Genomic DNA, 19,285 nt, shown 5'->3' on the forward strand with positions numbered 1-19,285 from the left:
CGGGAAATAGCTTCAAAGATTTATTAATATTTATGAACAGGTTTAAAAAAAAGCCGCTACTAATAAAAGTAACGGCTTTATATATGATAATTAAATCATTATTTTTTGTGTCTTGGTTCGCAAGAAACAGTCAATTTATGTCTTCCTTTAGCACGACGACGAGCTAAAACTTTTCTTCCATTTGCAGAAGCCATTCTGTCCATGAATCCGTGTTTGTTTCTTCTTTTTCTTTTCGATGGTTGGAACGTTCTTTTGCTCATTTTGTGTATCTTTAAATTCTTGTATAAATATCTTGTTGTAGGTTTCTTTCAAACCGAGTGCAAATATACAATGATTTTTTTTTCTTGCAAGTGGTTTTATAAAAATATTTTAATTCTTTTACTATATTTGCCATTCATTATAAAAACACTATTATGTTTCATAGAAATATTAAGCTTGTAATAGCATCTCTCATTATATTTACTGGGATTTGGCAATTTACCGAAGGGAATATTGGAAATGGTATTTTCCTTATTTTATTATCTGCAATCCCTATTTTCTTATATTTTAAAAACGAATTTATTCTTTTAGCCTTTTTAAAATTAAGAAAACAAGATTTTGTAGGTGCACAAAACTGGTTAAATAAAATTAAAAATCCAGAAACGGCCTTGGTACAAAAACAACAAGGTTATTTTAATTATTTACACGGTTTGATGCTTTCGCAAACAAATTTGATTCAGGCGGAGAAATATTTTAAGAAAGCAATTAGTTTGGGTTTAAATATGGATCAGGATTTAGCGCTTGCAAAACTAAATTTGGCAGGAATTGCTTTAAGCAGAAGACGTAAAATTGAAGCTACTAATTTGCTTACTGAGGTTAAAAAATTAGACAAACAAAACATGTTGAAAGACCAAGTAAAAATGATGAAAGATCAGATGAAAAAGATTTAAATTGTAATAAAAATGTTTAAAATCACGCTTTTTAGCGTGATTTTTTTTTATATGTACGCATATAAACGAGTATTTTCAACGCTTCAACGATTATATTGATTACCAAAATATAAGTTATTTACCTTTATACTAATCAATTAATTTTGTCATGAAAACAATTTATACATTCTTAGTAATTTTTCTTTTTATCTTCTCAGCAAATTGCCAGGATGACCCTAACAGTTTTAATTATGTTATAAAAAATAATATTAAGAAATATAATCTTGAAAGCAATCTTGCTTTTGAAAATAAAGATTCAGAAAAAGGTCAAATTTTATTTGATTCTTTAGTTTCAAATCATTTAATAGGAACTCGTTTTGAAGATTATACTCTTAAGGGTTTTGAGAAAAGAAAAATAAAACTAAGCGAATTCAAAAAACCATTATTTATTTTGACTCATGCTTCTTGGTGCATTCCTAGTAAAGGGGAAATTCCTGCACTAAATAAATTAGCCCAAAAATATGCTAAAGATGTTCAGTTTGTTATTCTTTTTTGGGACAAAAAACATAACGTTAAACAAATAGCTAGAAAATTTAATCACAACATTAGTGTTTGTTATGCTAACGAATCATACAAAAATGACGCAAGCATAGTTGCTAATTTGAAACATCCTTTAGGTTTTCCTACTTCTTATTTTTTAGATGAGAACTTGAAAGTAATAAATATAAAGCGTGGTGGTGCTCAACCAAGCAATAAAAGCACTTATGTAAAAGCTTATACCATGAACTATAATAATTTTAGAGATGGTTTAGGTAGTTTGCTTATTGAGAAAAACATCTCGAAAGAACAATTATCTACAAATTAGAAAACTTCTACTTATTTATAGAAAAAGTACGCTCTTGTTAGCGTACTTTTTTATGTTATTTATATTTAAAATTAGTTATAACCTTCGATAGGAATTTCGATTTGGTATTTCTTTTTTGTAGGATTATCTAATTTTTTATCACGCAACCAAGGATTGTGGTATTTTAAAATTTTATAATTAATTCCTTGCGCTTTCGCAAAAGTTGACAGATTAGAAATTGTACTATCAACTTCAATTTTTCGAATAGGAAGATTAGTATATAATTCTTCTTTTTGAATATTAAAGCCGTATAAAACTGGGTTTTTCATAATCTCTTTTAATGCCAAAATTCTGAAAACATATCTGGAGGTTTCCTCATTTAGTAATAAATCATAGTAATTATTAACTTCTTGAAATTCTATTTGTTTAGAAACACCAGCCATTCCGCCATTATATGACGCTGCAGCAAGTGTCCAAGAACCAAATTTTTCTTTTGCAGTAAGCAAGTATTTACAAGCTGCTTCGGTAGATTTTTCGAGATGGTATCGTTCATCGACAGTTTCTGAAACTTCCATACCTTTTTCGACAGCGGTTTGTTTCATAAATTGCCATATCCCACTAGCTCCAGCTTTTGAAACTGATGCAGTAATTAATGAACTTTCTATAACTGCTAAATATTTGAAATCATCTGGAACATTATACTTGGCTAAAATGGGTTCGATAATAGGAAAAAACTTATTAGCTCTTTTTATGATTAATATGGTTGATGAATGTAGGTTTTCATTTATCAACAATTCTCTATCCATTCGCTCACGAACATCATAAATTTGTAATGGCGTTTTTTCGCCAGCAAAATCTATTTCTTTTGGAAAATTAGTTGTCGCAATATTTGAATTTCTATTGTATGTTGTCGCAAAAATTAAAAATCCGCTTCCAAGAATAATTGCAAAAACAATTACTATATTTTTTATTATTTTCATATTTAGTGTGTAAGACGTAAAAGTATAAATTAATGTTTTATTTCAGAATTATATCCGGCAAATTCTCGTTAAACCACTTGTATCTATTAATAATCATAATATGCGTTCCTAATTTTACATTGATACAGTTTTTAATATTTTGAACAGGAAAAACACTGTCGTTATCTCCGTGAATATGAACTACATTTTCATCTACAATTATTCTTTCCCAACACACAACTTGTTCTATAGCCCAATCTAAATAGTCTTTATCATGCATCGTGAGATATTTTTTATACATCTTCAATCTTTCCTTAATCATTGTTCCAAAAGCATATTTTGTAAGTGCTTCAACATTTGAAAGTAAACTTGTCGGGATTAGTTTATATGCTTTGGTGGTTTTGGCAATTTTCATTCGACTTGGCAATTCTTTATTAGATTTTACACTCGAAATAATTATTAATTTTCTGAGATCTAAAAACTGGGCCATTTCCTGAACTAAAATTCCACCAAAAGAAACACCAATTAAAACTGCCTTGTCATGTTTTATAAGTTTAGACATACGCTCAGCATATTCCTTTAACGACTCTAGTTTTTTTGGCATTATCCAATCCAGCAAATGAATTTCGAAAATATCTTCAGGTAATTTTATTTTTTCGAATATAGAAGAACTCGCTGCCAAACCTGGCATAAAGTATATGTGAATTTTACTCATTTTAACATTAATTTAGCAAAAACGGTTTATTTTCCCTATTTTTGTATAAAAATAATTCATTTTGATTGACTTGTATGTATAGTCAATATTATTTTTTGAAAAAATATGGAAATTAAAGACAATACGTTTTCTCGACAATTTGAGACCACATTGAATGGGCAATTAATTTCTGTTGAATATTCTTTTCAAGAAAAGAAGATATTTTTAACTCGTTTGAATGTTCCTGAAAATTTTACCGATGAGGATTTTATTTCCGATTTATTAAAAAACATCATGGCAATTGCCATAGAAAGAAAACTAAAAGTAGTTCCTATTTTGCCCAAAATTGTATTGTTTTTTAAGAAAAACCCAGTTTATAAAGAATTACTTCCTCCGGGAATTAGACTATAAATTATAACAGAAACCGTTTCGAAATTTGAGACGGTTTTTTTTGCAAAAAATTATATCTTTACGATATGACTTCAGAAGAAACAAACCAGAAAATAATTCAATTTTTCGAAAATATCGAAAAGTATTATGGTTGTAAAACCGAAATTACCGAAGGTTTGTATTCAAATTCAGAAATAGACAATCACGATTTTATAACCTGGAATTTATCCGAATTTACACTCATCCGTTCGGCTTACCGAAATAATGGCGAACGATTTATGTTTGAAGGAGAAAAAATGTACTTCGAAATTTCTGCTAAAAATATTATTAGTTTAGAAGAACCTGGAAGAAATAAATTCGAGTTTTTAGAACAATATGGCGAAACCGTTTTTAGAATTACTAAAATTCGTTTTCATTATAAATATTAATAATTTATTAACATAAGAAAATACTTATTTTAGATTTAAAAAATTAATTTTGCACCCAAAATAAAAAAACTTCAAAATGAAAAAAAATTATTCTTTAATTATCCTTTCTTTTATTATTTCTATTACCACAAACGCACAAACTATTTGTGGAATCGTAAATGAGGGTCAAAATTTAACTTTAACAGCTCCTGTTGGACAAGTAATAACTTCAATAAATTTTGCTAGTTATGGAACACCGACTGGTACATGTGCTTCAAATAATTTAGTGATTTCAGGTTGTCATTCTAACACTAGCAGATCTCAAGTTGAAGCATTAGCACTAGGAAAAAACTCTTTCACTATTGCTGCTACAAATACTGTTTTTGGGGACCCATGTGGTGGTACTGTAAAAAAATTAGCAGTTATAGCAGGTTATGGTGTGTTAGCAAATACTACATTTTCAATTAATTCAAAAATAAGTATGTATCCTAATCCAGCTCAAAGTATTGTTACAGTCAGCTACAAATCATTAAGTTCTGCTAATTTAGAAATAATGGATTCTGTTGGAAGATTGGTTAGCATTAATAAACTAAATGAAAACACTACTGAAATTGACATTAGCAACTTAAGCAATGGTACGTATCTTTTCAAAATTACTTCTGAAGAAGGAATAGGAGTAAATAGAATTATTAAAAACTAGGCTTAAATAAATCATTAATATAAAAAAGTAGGATAACTTAACAAATTATCCTACTTTTTTTTATATTAATAATGTATAGCTAAAAACATTAACAAAATTCCATTCTTACGCTTCCGTCTTCATCAATTTTTGTTAGATTTATTTCGTGTAGTGTATTTATTAATTCTGGATTCCAAGGTGTTTTTACTTTGACATAATTTTCTGTAAATCCGTGAATGTAGCCTTCTTTGTTTTCACTTTCAAAAAGAACCGTTCTGTTAGTACCTAATTGGTTTTCGTAAAAAGCACGACGTTTTTTAACAGAAAGTCCACGCAACATTTTACTTCTTTTGTTTCTAACATTCATTGGAACAACGCCTTCCATCGTTGCTGCCTCAGTATTATCTCTTTCGGAATAGGTGAAAACGTGCAAATAAGAAATATCCATTTCGTTCAAGAAATTATAGGATTCTAGGAAATGTTCGTCAGTTTCGCCCGGAAATCCAACAATCACATCGACACCAATACAAGCGTAAGGCATAACTTGACGAATATTGGCAACTCTATCTGTATAAACTTCGCGTTGGTAACGACGCTTCATTTTACCTAAAATCTCGTTGCTTCCTGATTGCAACGGAATATGAAAATGCGGTACAAATGTTCGGCTTTTTGAAACAAAATCGATGGTTTCGTTTTTTAGAAGATTTGGTTCGATAGAGGAAATTCTCAATCTTTCGATTCCTTCTACTTCATCTAAAGCTTTTACTAAATCAAGAAAAGTATGTTCGTGTTTTTTGTTTCCAAATTCGCCTTTTCCGTAATCGCCAATATTTACACCTGTTAAAACTATTTCTTTGATTCCTTGTTTAGAAATATCAGAAGCATTTTTCAATACGTTTTCTAAGGCATCACTTCTAGAAATTCCGCGTGCTAACGGAATTGTGCAATAAGTACACTTGTAATCGCAACCATCTTGAACCTTCAAAAAAGCACGGGTTCTGTCGCCAATCGAGTAGCTTCCTACGTAGAAATCGGCTTCTTCAATCTCGCAAGAATGAATTTCACCCATATCATTTTTGGACAAATCGTTTATATAATCGGTGATTTTAAATTTTTCGGTAGCACCAAGAACTAAATCTACACCATCTACAGCTGCTAATTCTTCGGGTTTTAATTGAGCGTAACAACCAACAGCAGCAACAAATGCTTTGTCGTTCAGTTTCATTGCTTTTTTTACTATTTGCTTGAATTGTTTGTCGGCATTTTCGGTTACCGAACAAGTATTGATAACATACATATCAGCAACTTCTTCAAAGTCGACACGATCGAAACCTTCGTCTTGAAAATTTCTTGCAATGGTTGAAGTTTCAGAGAAATTTAATTTACAACCTAAAGTGTAGAATGCTACTTTTTTTCTATTTTCCATAAGATAGCTCAATTAATGAAATCGTTGTCAAAAAAATTGAGAGTGCAAATTTAGGTAAATTATAAAAAAGATTATCACAAGAAATAACTATTTTATTAAAACCATGTGTAATGAAAAATTCATTTGCAAAATTTTATCAAGATGATTAGAAGAATGATGTAAATAATATAGATAATTATGTAATTTTTTTATAGCAATAATAGTGAACTTTGACATTTTTAAATGATCTAAAATTAAAATTATGATAGTTGAAATAGCAAACGAAGGAAAAAAATTTGTGGGATTTAAAGCAGTTGGCTCAGTTAATGCAGATGATTTTAAATCTGTTGTAATACCAATAGTTGAAGCTTTTGTAGAAAAGCATAAAACATTAAACTATCTTCTTCAAATTGATACGGAATTATCAAATTTTACCGTTGGTGCTTGGTTACAAGATGCGGTTTTAGGCATAAAAGTGTTTTCAAAATGGAACAGAGCCGCAATTGTAACTGACACGGAAGGTATAAAAACTTTTACTGAACTATTTAGTAAAATCATGATTGGCGAGTTCAAATGTTTTAAACATGATGAAATGGAAGCCGCTATTACTTGGGTTTCTAGTGAAAAATAACTCCTTAAAATATAAAACATTTAAGGAGTTATCAATTTAAAATACTAAAGTTGTTTTAGTATATCTTATATTATTCTTTTCTATATTTCTTAGTTTCCTCAAAAACATGTTCTAAAATCTTAGCATCTTCATCAGAAAAGTCAATTTGGCGGCGAGCCATTACAATTTTAGCGGTTTGAAAAGCTTTACTAGTCAAATAAGTGGTAAATCCAGAAGCACCTCCCCAAGAAAAACTCGGCACAAAATTTCGAGGAAAACCTGAACCAAAAATGTTTGTAGAAACACCAATAACGGTTCCTGTGTTAAACATAGTATTGATACCACATTTGCTATGATCGCCCATCATGAGTCCGCAAAACTGTAGTCCAGTTTTAGCGAAATTTTCGGTTTCGTAACTCCATAATTTCACTTCCTCGTAGTTGTTTTTTAGGTTAGAATTATTGCTGTCTGCACCAATATTACACCATTCGCCAAGAACAGAATTTCCTAAAAATCCATCATGACCTTTGTTAGAATAACTAAATAAAACCGAATTATTAACCTCTCCACCAATTACAGAATGTGGCCCAACAGTTGTTGCACCATAAACTTTTGAAGCTAATTTCACTCTTCCCGACTCACACAAAGCAAATGGCCCACGAATCACGGAACCTTCCATTATTTCGGAATTATTACCTATATAAATTGGTCCTGTAGCCGCATTTAATGTTACAAATTCTAGCTTTGCTCCTTCCTCAATAAATATATTTTCGGGCGAAATCACATTGACGCTTTTAGGAATTTGTTGCGATGTTCTGCCTTCAGTTATGAGTTCGAAATCTTCACGAATTGCTATGTCATTTTTTTGAAAAATATCCCAAGTATGCTCGATGGTTAGGCAATCATCATTGTATTCTATGATTTCATAAGTATCAAAATCGACTTCTTCTTGACTATCTTCTGTGAAAAAGGCAATAACTTCCTCTCCTCTAAAAATCGCTTGATTGACTTCTAGATTAGAGACCATTTCTGATAAAATATTATTTGGCAAAAAAGATGCATTTATCATGATGTTTTCTTCCAACTCGACCATTGGGAATTTTTCAGAAAGATATTCTTCTGTTAAAGTTGTAGTAGTAGAACCCAAATATTTTTCCCATTTTTCACGAATAGTTAAAATTCCGACACGAATATCGGCAACTGGTCGTGTAAATGTAAAAGGCAATAAAGCGTTGCGAACGGTTCCGTCAAAAAGTATATAGTTCATTTTGTTGTTTATTCGGTTATTTGTTTAATCGGTTATTTGATAAAAGTATATCGAACAAACCCAAACTCAAAGTTACAAAGTTTTTTGAGAGATAAAAATAAAAAAACCTTCCGAATTGGAAGGTTTTCTTTGTATGGTGACAAACAAGTTATTATTTAACGTGTTTAGCGTATTTAGTTTTAAATTTATCGATACGTCCTGCAGTATCAATAAGTTTAGATTTACCTGTGTAAAAAGGGTGAGAAGTTCTAGAGATCTCCATTTTAAATACTGGATATTCAACACCTTCGTGTGTGATTGTTTCTTTAGTTTCTACTGTAGATTTTGAAATAAAAACGTCTTCGTTAGACATGTCTTTAAATGCAACTAATCTGTAATTTTCTGGGTGAACTCCTTTTTTCATGGTAATCTTTTTATTAAATGGCTGTATTTATTTTGCTGCTTTTTTATAAAAGGTATAAATAGAACACAACTTTTTGTTGATAATTTTTTTATTTATTCAGGGTGCAAATGTACAACTAATTTTTAGAAATCAAATTATTGTGTAACTTTTTTTCATTTAAAGTAACTAATTGTATGTGTTGTATAATTCTTATATTTGTAAATTAATTTAAACTGAAGATAATCATGAATGAAATAGTCAAAAAGAACGGAATCAATTATGGAATAATAACTGGTGCACTGTCTTTACTTATAACAACCTTAATATATATTATTGACATCAAGTTATTTGTATCTCCTTGGCTTGGTTTTTTAAGTATTGCTTTGTACATAATTATTGGTGTGATTTTATTATCAAAAACCAGAAAAGATTTTAAAGCAAGCTTGACTTTTAAAGATGCATTTACTACTTATTTTATTTCGGCAGTAATCGGAATTCTTATTTCAGTTGTTTTTAATATTATTTTATTTAATTATGTAGACCCTTCGATAAAAGAAACCATCAAGGAATTGACAATGAAATATACCGTTGAAATGTTGCAAAAATTTGACACCCCAGCCGCAGCTATTAACGAAACTATTAAGTCATTAGAAGAAAACGATCAATTTTCTGTATTCAAATTATTACAAGGATCACTTTTTAGTATATTAATTAGTGCTTTATTTGGCCTAATACTTGCTGCATTTTTCAAAACTAAATCATCATTCCCACAATAGTGAACATATCTATCATAATCCCTTTACTGAACGAACAAGAATCGTTGCCAGAATTAACTTCTTGGATTGAAAAAGTCATGCTTGAAAATAATTTTTCTTACGAAGTTATTTTTATCGATGATGGCAGCACCGATGATTCTTGGGAAACAATAAACCAATTGTCTAGCAAAACTCCCTCGGTAAAAGGCATTCGCTTTTTTAGAAACTACGGAAAATCTCAAGCTTTGCATGCTGGTTTTGCAAAAGCCCAAGGCGATGTTATTATCACTATGGATGCTGATTTACAAGACAGTCCTGACGAGATTCCAGGATTGTACAACATGATTGTAAATGACAATTATGATTTAGTTTCAGGTTGGAAAAAGAAGCGTTACGATAATGCTGTAACTAAAAATTTACCTTCAAAATTATTTAATGCTGCTGCGAGAAAAACTTCGGGTGTGCAACTAAATGATTTTAATTGTGGATTGAAAGCCTACAAAAATGCGGTTATAAAAAACATAGAAGTTTCGGGCGAAATGCACCGTTACATTCCTGTTTTGGCAAAAAATGCTGGTTTTAACAAAATTGGAGAAAAAGTCGTGATTCACCAAGCTAGAAAATATGGCGAATCTAAATTTGGAATGAGTCGTTTTGTAAACGGTTTTCTGGATTTGATTACGATTTGGTTTTTATCTAAATTTGGCAAAAGACCGATGCATCTTTTTGGTGCTTTGGGAACGATAATGTTTCTAATCGGTTTTTTATTAGCTGGTTATATTGGAATTTCTAAATTGATAAAACTATTTTATTTAGAACAAGAAACTATATTGGTAACTGACAATCCTTGGTTTTATATAGCATTAACAACAATGGTTATTGGGACTCAGTTATTTCTTGCAGGTTTTCTTGGAGAAATTATTTTGAGAACAAAAAATAACGAAGAAAGATATAAGGTTTCGACAGAGATAAATTTATAAAAATTAGGTTTAAATTATACGGCTACTAGCCCCGATTGTAGTGAAAATCCTTTTCTTTTTTTCTTTAAAAAAAGAAAAGATTGAAACGAAAAGCGGGAAATAGCTCCTGAAAAAAAATAAAAAAATGCACATACCACAAAACATATTAGACGCAGTAAATATTTGGCTTACGCCAACATTTGACAGTATAACGCAAGACGCAATTAAAGAAATGATGACTTCTTCTCCTAAAGAATTAGAAGATTGTTTTTATAAAAATCTCGAATTTGGTACTGGCGGAATGCGTGGTATTATGGGTATTGGAACCAATAGAATAAACGAATATACATTAGGAAAAAACACACAAGGTTTATCGGATTATTTGCATAAATCGTTCCCAAACCAAGAAATAAAAGTAGCTATTGCTTACGATTGTCGTCATAATAGCGATACGTTGGCAAAAGTGGTTGCTAATGTTTTTTCGGCAAATGGGATTAAAGTTTTCTTGTTTTCGGATATGCGACCTACACCTGAATTGTCTTTTGCGGTAAAACATTTGGGTTGCCAAGCCGGAATTGTGCTTACAGCTTCTCATAATCCGCCAGAATATAACGGTTACAAAGTGTATTGGGAAGACGGAGGACAACTTGTTCCGCCACAGGATAACGAAATTATTCAGGTCATTGATGCTTTAAATTATGACCAAATAAAATTTGATGCCAACGAAAAGTTGATTGAATATATTGATGTAAAAGTGGACGAAGCTTTTATCGATTCGACTATTGAAAATGCAAGTTTTAATACTTCGGTAACAGCTAAAGAGAATTTGAAAATTGTTTTTACTTCTTTGCACGGAACTTCGATAAAATTGATTCCAGACGTTTTAGAAAAAGCAGGATATAAAAATGTACAAATTGTTGCTGAACAAGCTATTCCTGATGGAAATTTTCCTACGGTAAAATCTCCAAATCCTGAAGAACCAGAGGCTTTGACAATGGCAATGGCTTTAGCAGAAAAAACAAATGCCGATATTGTTGTAGGAACCGATCCTGATTCGGACAGATTAGGTGTTGCTGTGAGAAATACCGAAGGCAAAATGGTTTTGCTAAACGGAAACCAAAGCATGGTTGTGATGACAAACTTCCTTTTAGAACAATGGAAAAAACAAGGTAAGATTACTGGAACAGAATTTATAGGATCGACAATAGTTTCTACACCAATGATGCTAGAATTAGCATCGGCTTATGGTATTGAATGTAAAGTTGGATTAACTGGTTTTAAATGGATTGCGAAGTTTATTAAAGATTTTCCTAACCAAAAATTTATTGGTGGTGGCGAGGAAAGTTTCGGATTTATGGTTGGCGATGCTGTTCGTGACAAAGATGCTGTTGCGGCTACACTTTTAGTTTGCGAAATTGCAGCTCAAGCCAAAGAAAAAGGAAGTTCGTTATACCAGGAATTACTTCAAATGTATGTCGGTTTTGGTTTTTATAAAGAACATTTAATTTCTATTACCAAAAAAGGAATAGAAGGTTCGAACGAAATTAAACAAATGATGGTTGATTTACGTGAGAATCCTTTGAAAGAAATAAACGGCGAACGTGTTGTATTTATTGAAGATTACCAAAATTCGACCGCCAAGAATCTATTTACTAATGAAATAGAAACATTAAACATCCCGAAATCGAATGTGTTAATTTACTATCTTGAAGACGGAAGCAAAATTTGCGCAAGACCAAGCGGAACAGAACCTAAAATTAAGTTTTATTTTAGTGTAAATTGCGCTATTCAAAATGTTACAGAAGTTTCTGAAGCTGAAAACCAATTAGATAACAAAATAAAAAATATCATTGTTTCAATGAACTTAAACTAATGGATAACAATATAAAAAAAATATTTCCTTTTGTAAAACCTTACAAAAATCATGTTGTCTGGAATATTTTCTATAATATTCTTTACGCTTTGTTTAGCACACTATCATTTATTGCTTTAATGCCAATGATGCAAGTACTTTTTGAAACTACAAAAGCAGTAAACAAAAAACCTATTTGGACTGATATTTGGAATATAACTTCTTACGGAAAAGAATATTTGTACTATAATATTACGCTTTTAGACAAAAAAGACGCTTTAATTTTAGTAATTATTCTAATTATTTTCACTTTTTTCTTTAAAAATATTTTTAATTATTTAGCCTCTTATCACATGATGCATTTGCAAAACAATGTATTGAAAGATATGAGAATTCAACTTTTTGAAAAAATTATTTCGCTACCCATAGGTTTTTATTCAGAACAACGCAAAGGCGATGTAATGTCTAGAATGCTAGGAGATGTAGGTCAGTTTCAAAATACTTTTTTTGTGGTTTTAGAACTTATAGTTAGAGAACCACTAACTATATTATTCACCATTATTGCCATGTTTAATATTAGTGTGAAATTGACATTGTTTGTTTTTGTCTTCATCCCAATTTCAGGATTTATTATATCAAGATTAGGAAAAAACTTAAAAAGCAAATCTAATAAAGCGCAGGCAGAATCAGGTTTTTTTATATCTATACTTGAAGAAACTTTGGGAGGAATGAAAGTCGTAAAAAGCTATAATGCCGAGAATATATTTGCCAAAAAATTTAAAGATTCGATAATGAGAATGATAAAATTATCTTACAGTATTGGAAATAAAAATAATTTAGCATCCCCACTAAGCGAATTTTTAGGAATCGTAACTATTGCCATTTTATTATGGTATGGCGGTAAAATGGTTTTAGTTGATCACACTTTAGAAGGAGCCGTTTTTATTGTTTACATGGCATTGGCATACAATATATTAACTCCTGCAAAAGCAATTTCAAAAGCTTCTTATTCTGTTAAAGCTGGTATGGCTGCAGCAGAAAGAGTTTTGGTAATTTTAGAACACGAAAACCCAATCACATCGAAAGAAAATGCTATTGATAAAAATACTTTTGAAGACAAAATTGAAATCAAAAACATCAATTTCCGTTATGAGGAAGAAAATGTTTTAAAAGATTTTACCATTACAGTTCCAAAAGGAAAAACCATCGCTTTGGTGGGACAATCTGGTTCAGGAAAAAGTACAATTGCCAATTTATTAACTCGTTTTTATGATGTAAATGAGGGCACAATTACAATTGACGGTATTGATATAAAAGACATGAAACTCGAATCTGTTCGTGGTTTGATGGGATTAGTTACGCAAGATTCAATTCTTTTTAACGATACTATAAAAAATAATATTCTATTAGGTAAAGAAAATGCTACCGATGAAGAAGTTTTAGAAGCGCTAAAAATTGCAAATGCTTATGAATTTGTAATGAATTTGCCAAACGGAATCGAAACCAATATCGGAGATGCTGGAAACAAACTTTCTGGTGGACAAAAACAACGTTTATCAATAGCTCGTGCTGTCTTGAAAAATCCTCCGATTATGATTCTCGACGAAGCTACTTCAGCTTTGGATACCGAAAGTGAAAAATTTGTTCAAATTGCATTAGAAAACATGATGCAAAATAGAACCTCAATCGTGATTGCTCACAGATTATCTACTATTCAAAAAGCAGATAATATTATTGTTATGAAAAAAGGAGAAATCGTAGAACAAGGAACACATACGGAGCTTTTAGCACTAAACGGAACTTATTCTAACTTAGTTACAATGCAAAGTTTTGAGTAGATGTTTAGACTATTAGATTGTTAGACTACTTAGATTTTTAGATTCAAAAGAATAATTTATAGTTTACGGTAAAATATTTTTCTAACAAAATGTACATAAACCACAACAATATTAGTCTTCCTGAAAATCCAGATACTGTTATTTGGAAATACTTAGACTTGTCTAAATTCTTGGATTTATTATTGTCGAAAAAAATGTTTATGTCCCGCTCGGATAAATTCGAAGACCAATACGAAGGCACATTTAGTGAACCTACTTTTGAAGAAATTAAAAAAATTGCAGCCAATAATCCTGATTTTTTAGATTATTACAAATCACACCGTGAGAAAGTTGCCATAAGCAGCTGGCATACAAACGAATATGAGAGTTTTGCTATGTGGCAAATTTTTACCAAAAACCAAGAAGGTTTGGCGATACAATCGACAATAGGACGACTAAAAGAAGCCTTGCAACCCGAAATAGATACCAAACAATATATTGGAGAAGTAAATTATATCGATTATAAGAAAGAATACATACCGTTTGATGATAATTTTTTTCCTTTCTTGTTTAAACGAAAAAGTTTTCAGTACGAACGTGAAGTTAGAATTATTACCGATGTTACGGAAGAAAATATTTCTATAAACGACGGACTTAAAATTAATGTTGATATTAATGCATTAATCGAAAAAATATACATTCACCCAAAATCTGAAAACTGGTACAAAAAACTAGTTATCGAATTAGTAACTCAATTGGGTTTCGATTTTGAAATTGAAAAATCAGATTTAGAAAGTGATATTTTGATTTAATGAATGAACGTAGTTTTGTTTGGTAAGACAGTTTAAAAACATTATTTATTCAATCTGATAAAACAATTTTATCCTAATTAAATTCTCATCATTTAGCCTTTCTAATTATTCTAATAAAAGTTTAAATGAATTCATATAAAAAACTACATTAGCACATCACAATTTCTATATCGATTTTCTATATAACATTTTAGCGTTCTATGTAATTGTTAAACTACAAGGAACGCTAAAATAGGGCAAAAAAGGTTAATCTGATATATTGACAATAATTAATTGACTTACTATTTTATAATTTTTTTTATTTGATAATTATTTTGACTATCAAAAACCTCAACAAAATATAACCCAGATTTCAAGTTTTGAACATTAATATTCACTACGTTATCTTGAGAATCATTCTTTTGCTCTAATACAATTTTCCCTAAAGTATCTCTCATAGTAACTAAATTGATAGTTGTTGGATTTTCGTATATAAAAACATCTTGAACTAATTCTATTTTTAAATTATCTGAGACAGGATTTGGATAAACTATCATTTCGCATTTATTAACATTAGTACCTTTTTTAATTTTATTGCATACAATGTTAGTTTCTATAGGATCTTCATAATCAAAAAATATTAATGCTTGGTTGCAAATACTTTCATCATTATCTGCATTAATAGAAGTGTTGGTTTTTATGGAGTATGAAATGTAACCATGACAACCTATTTCATCATACTGTTTAGGAGGCAAATTAATAGTATCAAATGTGATTTTTAATTCACCTGATGAAGAAATAACATATCTATAATTATGACTGGATTCTTTGATTTTAAATGTTTCTAAATTAAGGCCTTCAGGTATTGTATTTTCTACATTAATAAAGGTAGCTTTGTAATTTCCGATATTTTCAAATCGAATTTTGTAAGTTAACTCCTGATCTTTTAAAATATAACCTTCGTCACCATCTCCATTAGGTGTAACGGCAATGTCATTAGGGTCAATTGCTCCAACTAAAGACATGGAAAAAACATTCGTGTTATTTACCGTTTTAGTTTCCGTAATATTACCTGTAACATTAGTACTAACTGATAATTCTTCCCCAATAGATGCTGTGAGAGAGATATTGTCAATTAATCGGATATATTTTGTTTCATTTGGTTGAATAGAGCCTAAATCAAAGGAGTAATTTCCATTTCCATTATTGGTAAAGGCCATGTTAGCAGTGATCAATGATATTTTTGAAGGATAATTAAGGTTTACAATAGCATTATGGTTAGCTATTGTTCCATTGTTGTTCACTTGAATAATACTTTCGGAGTCAAAACCTCTACGCCATAAAGTTGCTACATAACTAATTTCTAAATCAGGTTCTTGTATAATAGCCTTTAAAGGAATATATACTGTATTTCCAGACCCAGCATTAGCATTGACAGTACAAACCCCTTCCCAATATTCAGAATTTTGTACTTCTAGTGTATATGTTCCATTAGGCACATTAATATTAAAATATCCTTGATCATTTGTTGTACAAGTCATTCCATTTTGAATAATTTTGAAAGTAATATCAGGAATAATTGATTCATTTGCATCTTTAATACAATTATTATTAGTATCATTAAATGTATAACCATAAATTGGTTGCCCTGTTTCTTCTATTATGGTAATAAACTGATTTACATTTATATTAGAAATAGTTTGTGTAATTCCTGAAGGCCATTCCACAATAATTTCTTGAATTGTGGTTGCGTTATTAAGTCCGAATTTTTGTCGCATACTATTTTGTCCTCCAAAACCACTTACAGGTGTTTGTTGTTTTCTTTGCCAAGTATTATTCGATTTAACTTTTATAGAAGCACCTATTCCGTCTTTATTACTTATAGTTCCTTGTAATTTTATATTTATCCAAGAATTATTGTTTTTCTTTCCATAAAAAAACAAATTAGTTTGATTTTCATCACGGGAAAGCAAAACATCTTCCATACCGTCTTTATCTGAATCTGCCCAAGCCATTCCGAAACAATTACCTAAATCGGCTGTAATGTTGTCGTTTAAAATTTTTGTAAACGAATTAGAACCATTATTTACATAAAGAAAATTAGAACCACTATCGTTGGTAACATATAAGTCTAAGTCTCCGTCGTTTTCTAGGTCAATCCAATTGCATCCATGATTGTGTCCTCCATCTTGCGTAATCGCATTACCATCGCCACTCAACATTCCAGAAACTACTTTTGTAAATGTTCCGTTTCCGTTGTTTTTGTACAAATTATTATTTTGTCCAGAAGCATTAGCAACAAACAAATCTTCCCAACCATCATTATCATAGTCGCCCCAAGTTGCGCCCACTGAGTTAAAGGCATCAATCCCTATAGCGCCTGCATTAATCTTTTCAAATTGAAAATTACCTAAATTTTTAAAAAGCGAATTAGGTCTGTCGTTACCATTAGGAATGAAAATGTCTATCAATCTGTCGTGATTATAATCGCATAAAACTGGCGCCATGGATCTTTCGGTTTCACTTGCTACACTATTAGTCACTTTCTTAGTGAAAGTATTGTTGCCGTTGTTTTTATAGATTTGATGAAATTTAGTTGCGAAAAAATTAGTCAGTAATAAATCAAGGAAGCCATCATTATCAAAATCGGCAAATACTCCTCCATGGTTATAATCAGGTTGGTCATTGATTCCTGTGTTTGTTAGTTCTGTAAATACTCCTACATCATTTCTGAAAAAACGATTTTTCATTTCTGTAGCATTTATGACTAAAACGTCTTTGTCTCCATCATTGTCAATATCACCCCAAAGAGAAGTTATCGATTTTGCATTAAATGAAGTTAATGGTGTATTGGTTACTTTTGTAAAGGTTTTATTTCCGTTATTTTTATACAGTTGATTAGGTTTCGTATTGTCTTTGTCCGAAATATATAAATCTTCCCAACCATCATTATCATAATCTACCCAAGCACTATTCCAACTACTTCCTGTTGTATTTGTAATAGCACTAGTGGGAGCGTTTAATAAATAGTTACAACTCATTAAAGCAATAGTTGCACTTTCAGATACGGTAAAAGTCCCGGTAGATTCACCAATTAAACAACTATAATTGGCAATGTCTAAAGTACTGGCATTTGTAATGGTATACGTTGAGCTTGTAGCACCCGCAATATTTACCCCGTTTTTTTTCCATTGATAACTCAATGTTCCACCATAAGAAGGACTTGCTGTAACCGAAAACGTATAATCCCCAGTAAAACAGCCACTAACATTTTGGGGTTGGGATGTAATTATAGGCGGATTTGCAATAGCACCACTGTTTCCATCATAACCACATATTTTCCAAATGGCGTTTGTAATAGGATTTACATACTCTATAGTATAAAACCCAGCAGCAGGAAGATTTGAATTATAGAAACAATAAGTTACTGTTGTTTTTCCATTCGAATAACTAGGAACCGAAGCTGGTCCGGCAACCACTGTTGATAATGTTGTGCCTATCCAAATTTTATTGATTGCAGGTGGAGCTGTTACATTCCCATCAAAAACAAATCGAATATTACCTGTTTTAGACATTCCGTTAAAAACAGTTGCATAACTAGTTCCTGTAAAGTTAGATGCCATTGGAGTTGAACCCACATTTGCACAAGAATTTGGTTGTCCGTTACCATTATTTCTAAAATCAATAAATGGACAATTTTGTGCCGATAAATTGGCGATAAAAAATATCCCAAATACTAAAAAAGGTAGTGCTCTTTTCATAAGTGTGAAAGTTTAGTTTCCAATGAAGTTATTGGACACTAAATACATCACAATTTTTATGCAAAAATTTACAAACTCAATATTTACAATGGTTTTGGAAATTTGAAGCTCTTTAAGATTCCAAATAATGGAAAATTTTCCTAAATTTATTATCAATTCTGGAACTTTTCAAATTATTTATGGAATATTCTTTTGTTAAAAAAACTGCTTTCAAGAAATAATTTGGTTTTTGATTGGTTGTTGTTTCCACTTTATTTAGATATTTTTTAATAAGTTGAACTCATTAAACTTTTTATTAGAATAATTAGAAAATCTAAATAATGCCAATTTATCCATGAAATATTATTGAATCCAATCGAATAAGTAATGTTTTGAAACTGTTTACCCAAGCAAAACTACATTCATTCACAAATCTTTTTTTGATACACTTTTTAATTGAATTCTCTTTTTGCACCTTGTTCAATTTTCTTTCTATTTCTGATGTTTTCTTTAATATTTGCCATAATATTTCTTCTACTACAAGCACGCCTAAATTCTTTACTATCAAAGCCTTTGTCCGCATTTAAAAAACTATTTTGAATAATTATTCCCTATACTTTTAGTCAATCTACCTTTTTCGAAAATTATGGTATAATTTCAAACAGATCATTAGGGTTGCCAATCAAAATTGGAACACCTCTTGAATCTCTAAAATTAAAGCATTCGATGTTTTGATTTTTTTTTAGAAAGTTGATATCCGAATGATTTACCTGATTTTTTTAGCTAAACTTTACATACCACTTAGGTTCAAATTCTCAATGTCTAA

At 30.5% G+C, this 19,285-nt stretch carries 18 protein-coding genes; 11 read left to right on the forward strand and 7 right to left on the reverse strand.

The window, feature by feature from the left end; genetic code table 11:
• Positions 1-98: 98 nt before the first annotated feature.
• Positions 99-260: a 50S ribosomal protein L34 gene (gene rpmH / locus ACH2BP_RS04780; RefSeq protein WP_007136275.1), complete on the reverse strand. Its 162-nt coding sequence runs from the start codon at positions 258-260 to the stop codon at positions 99-101.
• A gap of 153 nt (positions 261-413) precedes the next feature.
• Between rpmH and ACH2BP_RS04785 the strand changes: the two genes are divergently transcribed.
• Both ACH2BP_RS04785 and ACH2BP_RS04790 read left to right on the forward strand, forming a co-directional pair.
• On the forward strand, positions 414-929 hold the full coding sequence (locus ACH2BP_RS04785) for a DUF2892 domain-containing protein (RefSeq protein WP_395057541.1): 516 nt from the start codon (positions 414-416) through the stop codon (positions 927-929).
• A gap of 148 nt (positions 930-1,077) precedes the next feature.
• Positions 1,078-1,773 carry a TlpA family protein disulfide reductase gene (locus tag ACH2BP_RS04790; protein ID WP_395057543.1) on the forward strand — a complete coding sequence of 232 codons (696 nt, stop codon included), beginning with the start codon at positions 1,078-1,080 and terminating at the stop codon, positions 1,771-1,773.
• A gap of 71 nt (positions 1,774-1,844) precedes the next feature.
• Here ACH2BP_RS04790 and ACH2BP_RS04795 read toward each other — a convergent pair whose 3' ends face one another.
• Both ACH2BP_RS04795 and ACH2BP_RS04800 read right to left on the reverse strand, forming a co-directional pair.
• Positions 1,845-2,732 (reverse strand): lytic transglycosylase domain-containing protein, encoded by an 888-nt coding sequence (locus ACH2BP_RS04795; RefSeq protein ID WP_395057545.1) that lies wholly within the window; start codon positions 2,730-2,732, stop codon positions 1,845-1,847.
• A 37-nt stretch (positions 2,733-2,769) separates the two neighbouring features.
• Complete coding sequence (locus tag ACH2BP_RS04800; RefSeq protein ID WP_395057547.1) at positions 2,770-3,426, reverse strand: alpha/beta hydrolase; 657 nt, start codon at positions 3,424-3,426, stop codon at positions 2,770-2,772.
• Between the two features lie 105 nt (positions 3,427-3,531).
• Here ACH2BP_RS04800 and ACH2BP_RS04805 point away from each other — a divergent pair, with 105 nt between their 5' ends.
• The 3 genes from ACH2BP_RS04805 (at position 3,532) to ACH2BP_RS04815 (ending at position 4,902) form a co-directional block, all read left to right on the forward strand.
• Entirely contained in the window at positions 3,532-3,816 is a 285-nt protein-coding gene (locus ACH2BP_RS04805; RefSeq protein WP_395057549.1) for a GNAT family N-acetyltransferase, read from the forward strand.
• Between the two features lie 65 nt (positions 3,817-3,881).
• A complete protein-coding gene (locus ACH2BP_RS04810) occupies positions 3,882-4,223 on the forward strand; it encodes a hypothetical protein (RefSeq protein WP_395057551.1) in 342 nt (113 codons plus the stop codon).
• A gap of 76 nt (positions 4,224-4,299) precedes the next feature.
• A complete protein-coding gene (locus ACH2BP_RS04815; RefSeq protein ID WP_395057553.1) occupies positions 4,300-4,902 on the forward strand; it encodes a T9SS type A sorting domain-containing protein in 603 nt (200 codons plus the stop codon).
• 88 nt (positions 4,903-4,990) lie between these two features.
• On the opposite strand, the gene mtaB is transcribed toward ACH2BP_RS04815, so the two are convergent.
• Positions 4,991-6,307 carry a tRNA (N(6)-L-threonylcarbamoyladenosine(37)-C(2))-methylthiotransferase MtaB gene (gene mtaB, locus ACH2BP_RS04820; RefSeq protein WP_395057555.1) on the reverse strand — a complete coding sequence of 439 codons (1,317 nt, stop codon included), beginning with the start codon at positions 6,305-6,307 and terminating at the stop codon, positions 4,991-4,993.
• Between the two features lie 241 nt (positions 6,308-6,548).
• Here mtaB and ACH2BP_RS04825 point away from each other — a divergent pair, with 241 nt between their 5' ends.
• The gene (locus ACH2BP_RS04825) at positions 6,549-6,917 is read left to right on the forward strand and encodes an STAS/SEC14 domain-containing protein (protein ID WP_395057557.1); all 369 of its coding nucleotides are present in this window, start codon (positions 6,549-6,551) and stop codon (positions 6,915-6,917) included.
• 70 nt (positions 6,918-6,987) lie between these two features.
• Here the strand turns inward: ACH2BP_RS04825 and ACH2BP_RS04830 are convergent, their stop codons facing one another.
• Positions 6,988-8,163 carry a GlmU family protein gene (locus ACH2BP_RS04830; RefSeq protein WP_395057559.1) on the reverse strand — a complete coding sequence of 392 codons (1,176 nt, stop codon included), beginning with the start codon at positions 8,161-8,163 and terminating at the stop codon, positions 6,988-6,990.
• Between the two features lie 151 nt (positions 8,164-8,314).
• Positions 8,315-8,566, reverse strand: a complete 252-nt coding sequence (locus ACH2BP_RS04835) for a type B 50S ribosomal protein L31 (protein WP_348075822.1) — start codon at positions 8,564-8,566, stop codon at positions 8,315-8,317.
• Positions 8,567-8,790: 224 nt separating this feature from the next.
• Between ACH2BP_RS04835 and ACH2BP_RS04840 the strand changes: the two genes are divergently transcribed.
• From ACH2BP_RS04840 to ACH2BP_RS04860, 5 genes are all read left to right on the forward strand, one after another.
• The gene (locus ACH2BP_RS04840) at positions 8,791-9,321 is read left to right on the forward strand and encodes a DUF4199 domain-containing protein (protein WP_395057561.1); all 531 of its coding nucleotides are present in this window, start codon (positions 8,791-8,793) and stop codon (positions 9,319-9,321) included.
• Entirely contained in the window at positions 9,321-10,280 is a 960-nt protein-coding gene (locus ACH2BP_RS04845; RefSeq protein ID WP_395057563.1) for a glycosyltransferase family 2 protein, read from the forward strand. Before ACH2BP_RS04840 ends, ACH2BP_RS04845 begins: the two co-directional genes overlap by 1 nt.
• 124 nt (positions 10,281-10,404) lie before the next feature.
• Positions 10,405-12,132 (forward strand): phospho-sugar mutase, encoded by a 1,728-nt coding sequence (locus tag ACH2BP_RS04850; RefSeq protein WP_395057565.1) that lies wholly within the window; start codon positions 10,405-10,407, stop codon positions 12,130-12,132.
• Positions 12,132-13,949 carry an ABC transporter ATP-binding protein gene (locus tag ACH2BP_RS04855; RefSeq protein WP_395057567.1) on the forward strand — a complete coding sequence of 606 codons (1,818 nt, stop codon included), beginning with the start codon at positions 12,132-12,134 and terminating at the stop codon, positions 13,947-13,949. The genes ACH2BP_RS04850 and ACH2BP_RS04855 overlap by 1 nt, the downstream gene beginning before the upstream one ends.
• Positions 13,950-14,038: 89 nt before the next feature.
• On the forward strand, positions 14,039-14,740 hold the full coding sequence (locus ACH2BP_RS04860; RefSeq protein ID WP_395057569.1) for a hypothetical protein: 702 nt from the start codon (positions 14,039-14,041) through the stop codon (positions 14,738-14,740).
• Between the two features lie 281 nt (positions 14,741-15,021).
• Here ACH2BP_RS04860 and ACH2BP_RS04865 read toward each other — a convergent pair whose 3' ends face one another.
• Positions 15,022-18,480 carry an FG-GAP-like repeat-containing protein gene (locus tag ACH2BP_RS04865; RefSeq protein ID WP_395057571.1) on the reverse strand — a complete coding sequence of 1,153 codons (3,459 nt, stop codon included), beginning with the start codon at positions 18,478-18,480 and terminating at the stop codon, positions 15,022-15,024.
• Positions 18,481-19,285: the final 805 nt, after the last annotated feature.

Source organism: Flavobacterium sp. (assembly GCF_043756175.1).
Taxonomy (GTDB): domain Bacteria; phylum Bacteroidota; class Bacteroidia; order Flavobacteriales; family Flavobacteriaceae; genus Flavobacterium.

Excerpts from the sequence above, each read along its gene's own strand:
- rpmH (WP_007136275.1), bottom strand. The coding sequence starts at position 260 with ATGAGCAAAAGAACGTTCCAACCATCGAAAAGAAAAAGAAGAAACAAA.
- ACH2BP_RS04785 (WP_395057541.1), top strand. The coding sequence starts at position 414 with ATGTTTCATAGAAATATTAAGCTTGTAATAGCATCTCTCATTATATTT.
- ACH2BP_RS04790 (WP_395057543.1), top strand. The coding sequence starts at position 1,078 with ATGAAAACAATTTATACATTCTTAGTAATTTTTCTTTTTATCTTCTCA.
- ACH2BP_RS04795 (WP_395057545.1), bottom strand. The coding sequence starts at position 2,732 with ATGAAAATAATAAAAAATATAGTAATTGTTTTTGCAATTATTCTTGGA.
- ACH2BP_RS04800 (WP_395057547.1), bottom strand. The coding sequence starts at position 3,426 with ATGAGTAAAATTCACATATACTTTATGCCAGGTTTGGCAGCGAGTTCT.
- ACH2BP_RS04805 (WP_395057549.1), top strand. The coding sequence starts at position 3,532 with ATGGAAATTAAAGACAATACGTTTTCTCGACAATTTGAGACCACATTG.
- ACH2BP_RS04810 (WP_395057551.1), top strand. The coding sequence starts at position 3,882 with ATGACTTCAGAAGAAACAAACCAGAAAATAATTCAATTTTTCGAAAAT.
- ACH2BP_RS04815 (WP_395057553.1), top strand. The coding sequence starts at position 4,300 with ATGAAAAAAAATTATTCTTTAATTATCCTTTCTTTTATTATTTCTATT.
- mtaB (WP_395057555.1), bottom strand. The coding sequence starts at position 6,307 with ATGGAAAATAGAAAAAAAGTAGCATTCTACACTTTAGGTTGTAAATTA.
- ACH2BP_RS04825 (WP_395057557.1), top strand. The coding sequence starts at position 6,549 with ATGATAGTTGAAATAGCAAACGAAGGAAAAAAATTTGTGGGATTTAAA.
- ACH2BP_RS04830 (WP_395057559.1), bottom strand. The coding sequence starts at position 8,163 with ATGAACTATATACTTTTTGACGGAACCGTTCGCAACGCTTTATTGCCT.
- ACH2BP_RS04835 (WP_348075822.1), bottom strand. The coding sequence starts at position 8,566 with ATGAAAAAAGGAGTTCACCCAGAAAATTACAGATTAGTTGCATTTAAA.
- ACH2BP_RS04840 (WP_395057561.1), top strand. The coding sequence starts at position 8,791 with ATGAATGAAATAGTCAAAAAGAACGGAATCAATTATGGAATAATAACT.
- ACH2BP_RS04850 (WP_395057565.1), top strand. The coding sequence starts at position 10,405 with ATGCACATACCACAAAACATATTAGACGCAGTAAATATTTGGCTTACG.
- ACH2BP_RS04855 (WP_395057567.1), top strand. The coding sequence starts at position 12,132 with ATGGATAACAATATAAAAAAAATATTTCCTTTTGTAAAACCTTACAAA.
- ACH2BP_RS04860 (WP_395057569.1), top strand. The coding sequence starts at position 14,039 with ATGTACATAAACCACAACAATATTAGTCTTCCTGAAAATCCAGATACT.
- ACH2BP_RS04865 (WP_395057571.1), bottom strand. The coding sequence starts at position 18,480 with ATGAAAAGAGCACTACCTTTTTTAGTATTTGGGATATTTTTTATCGCC.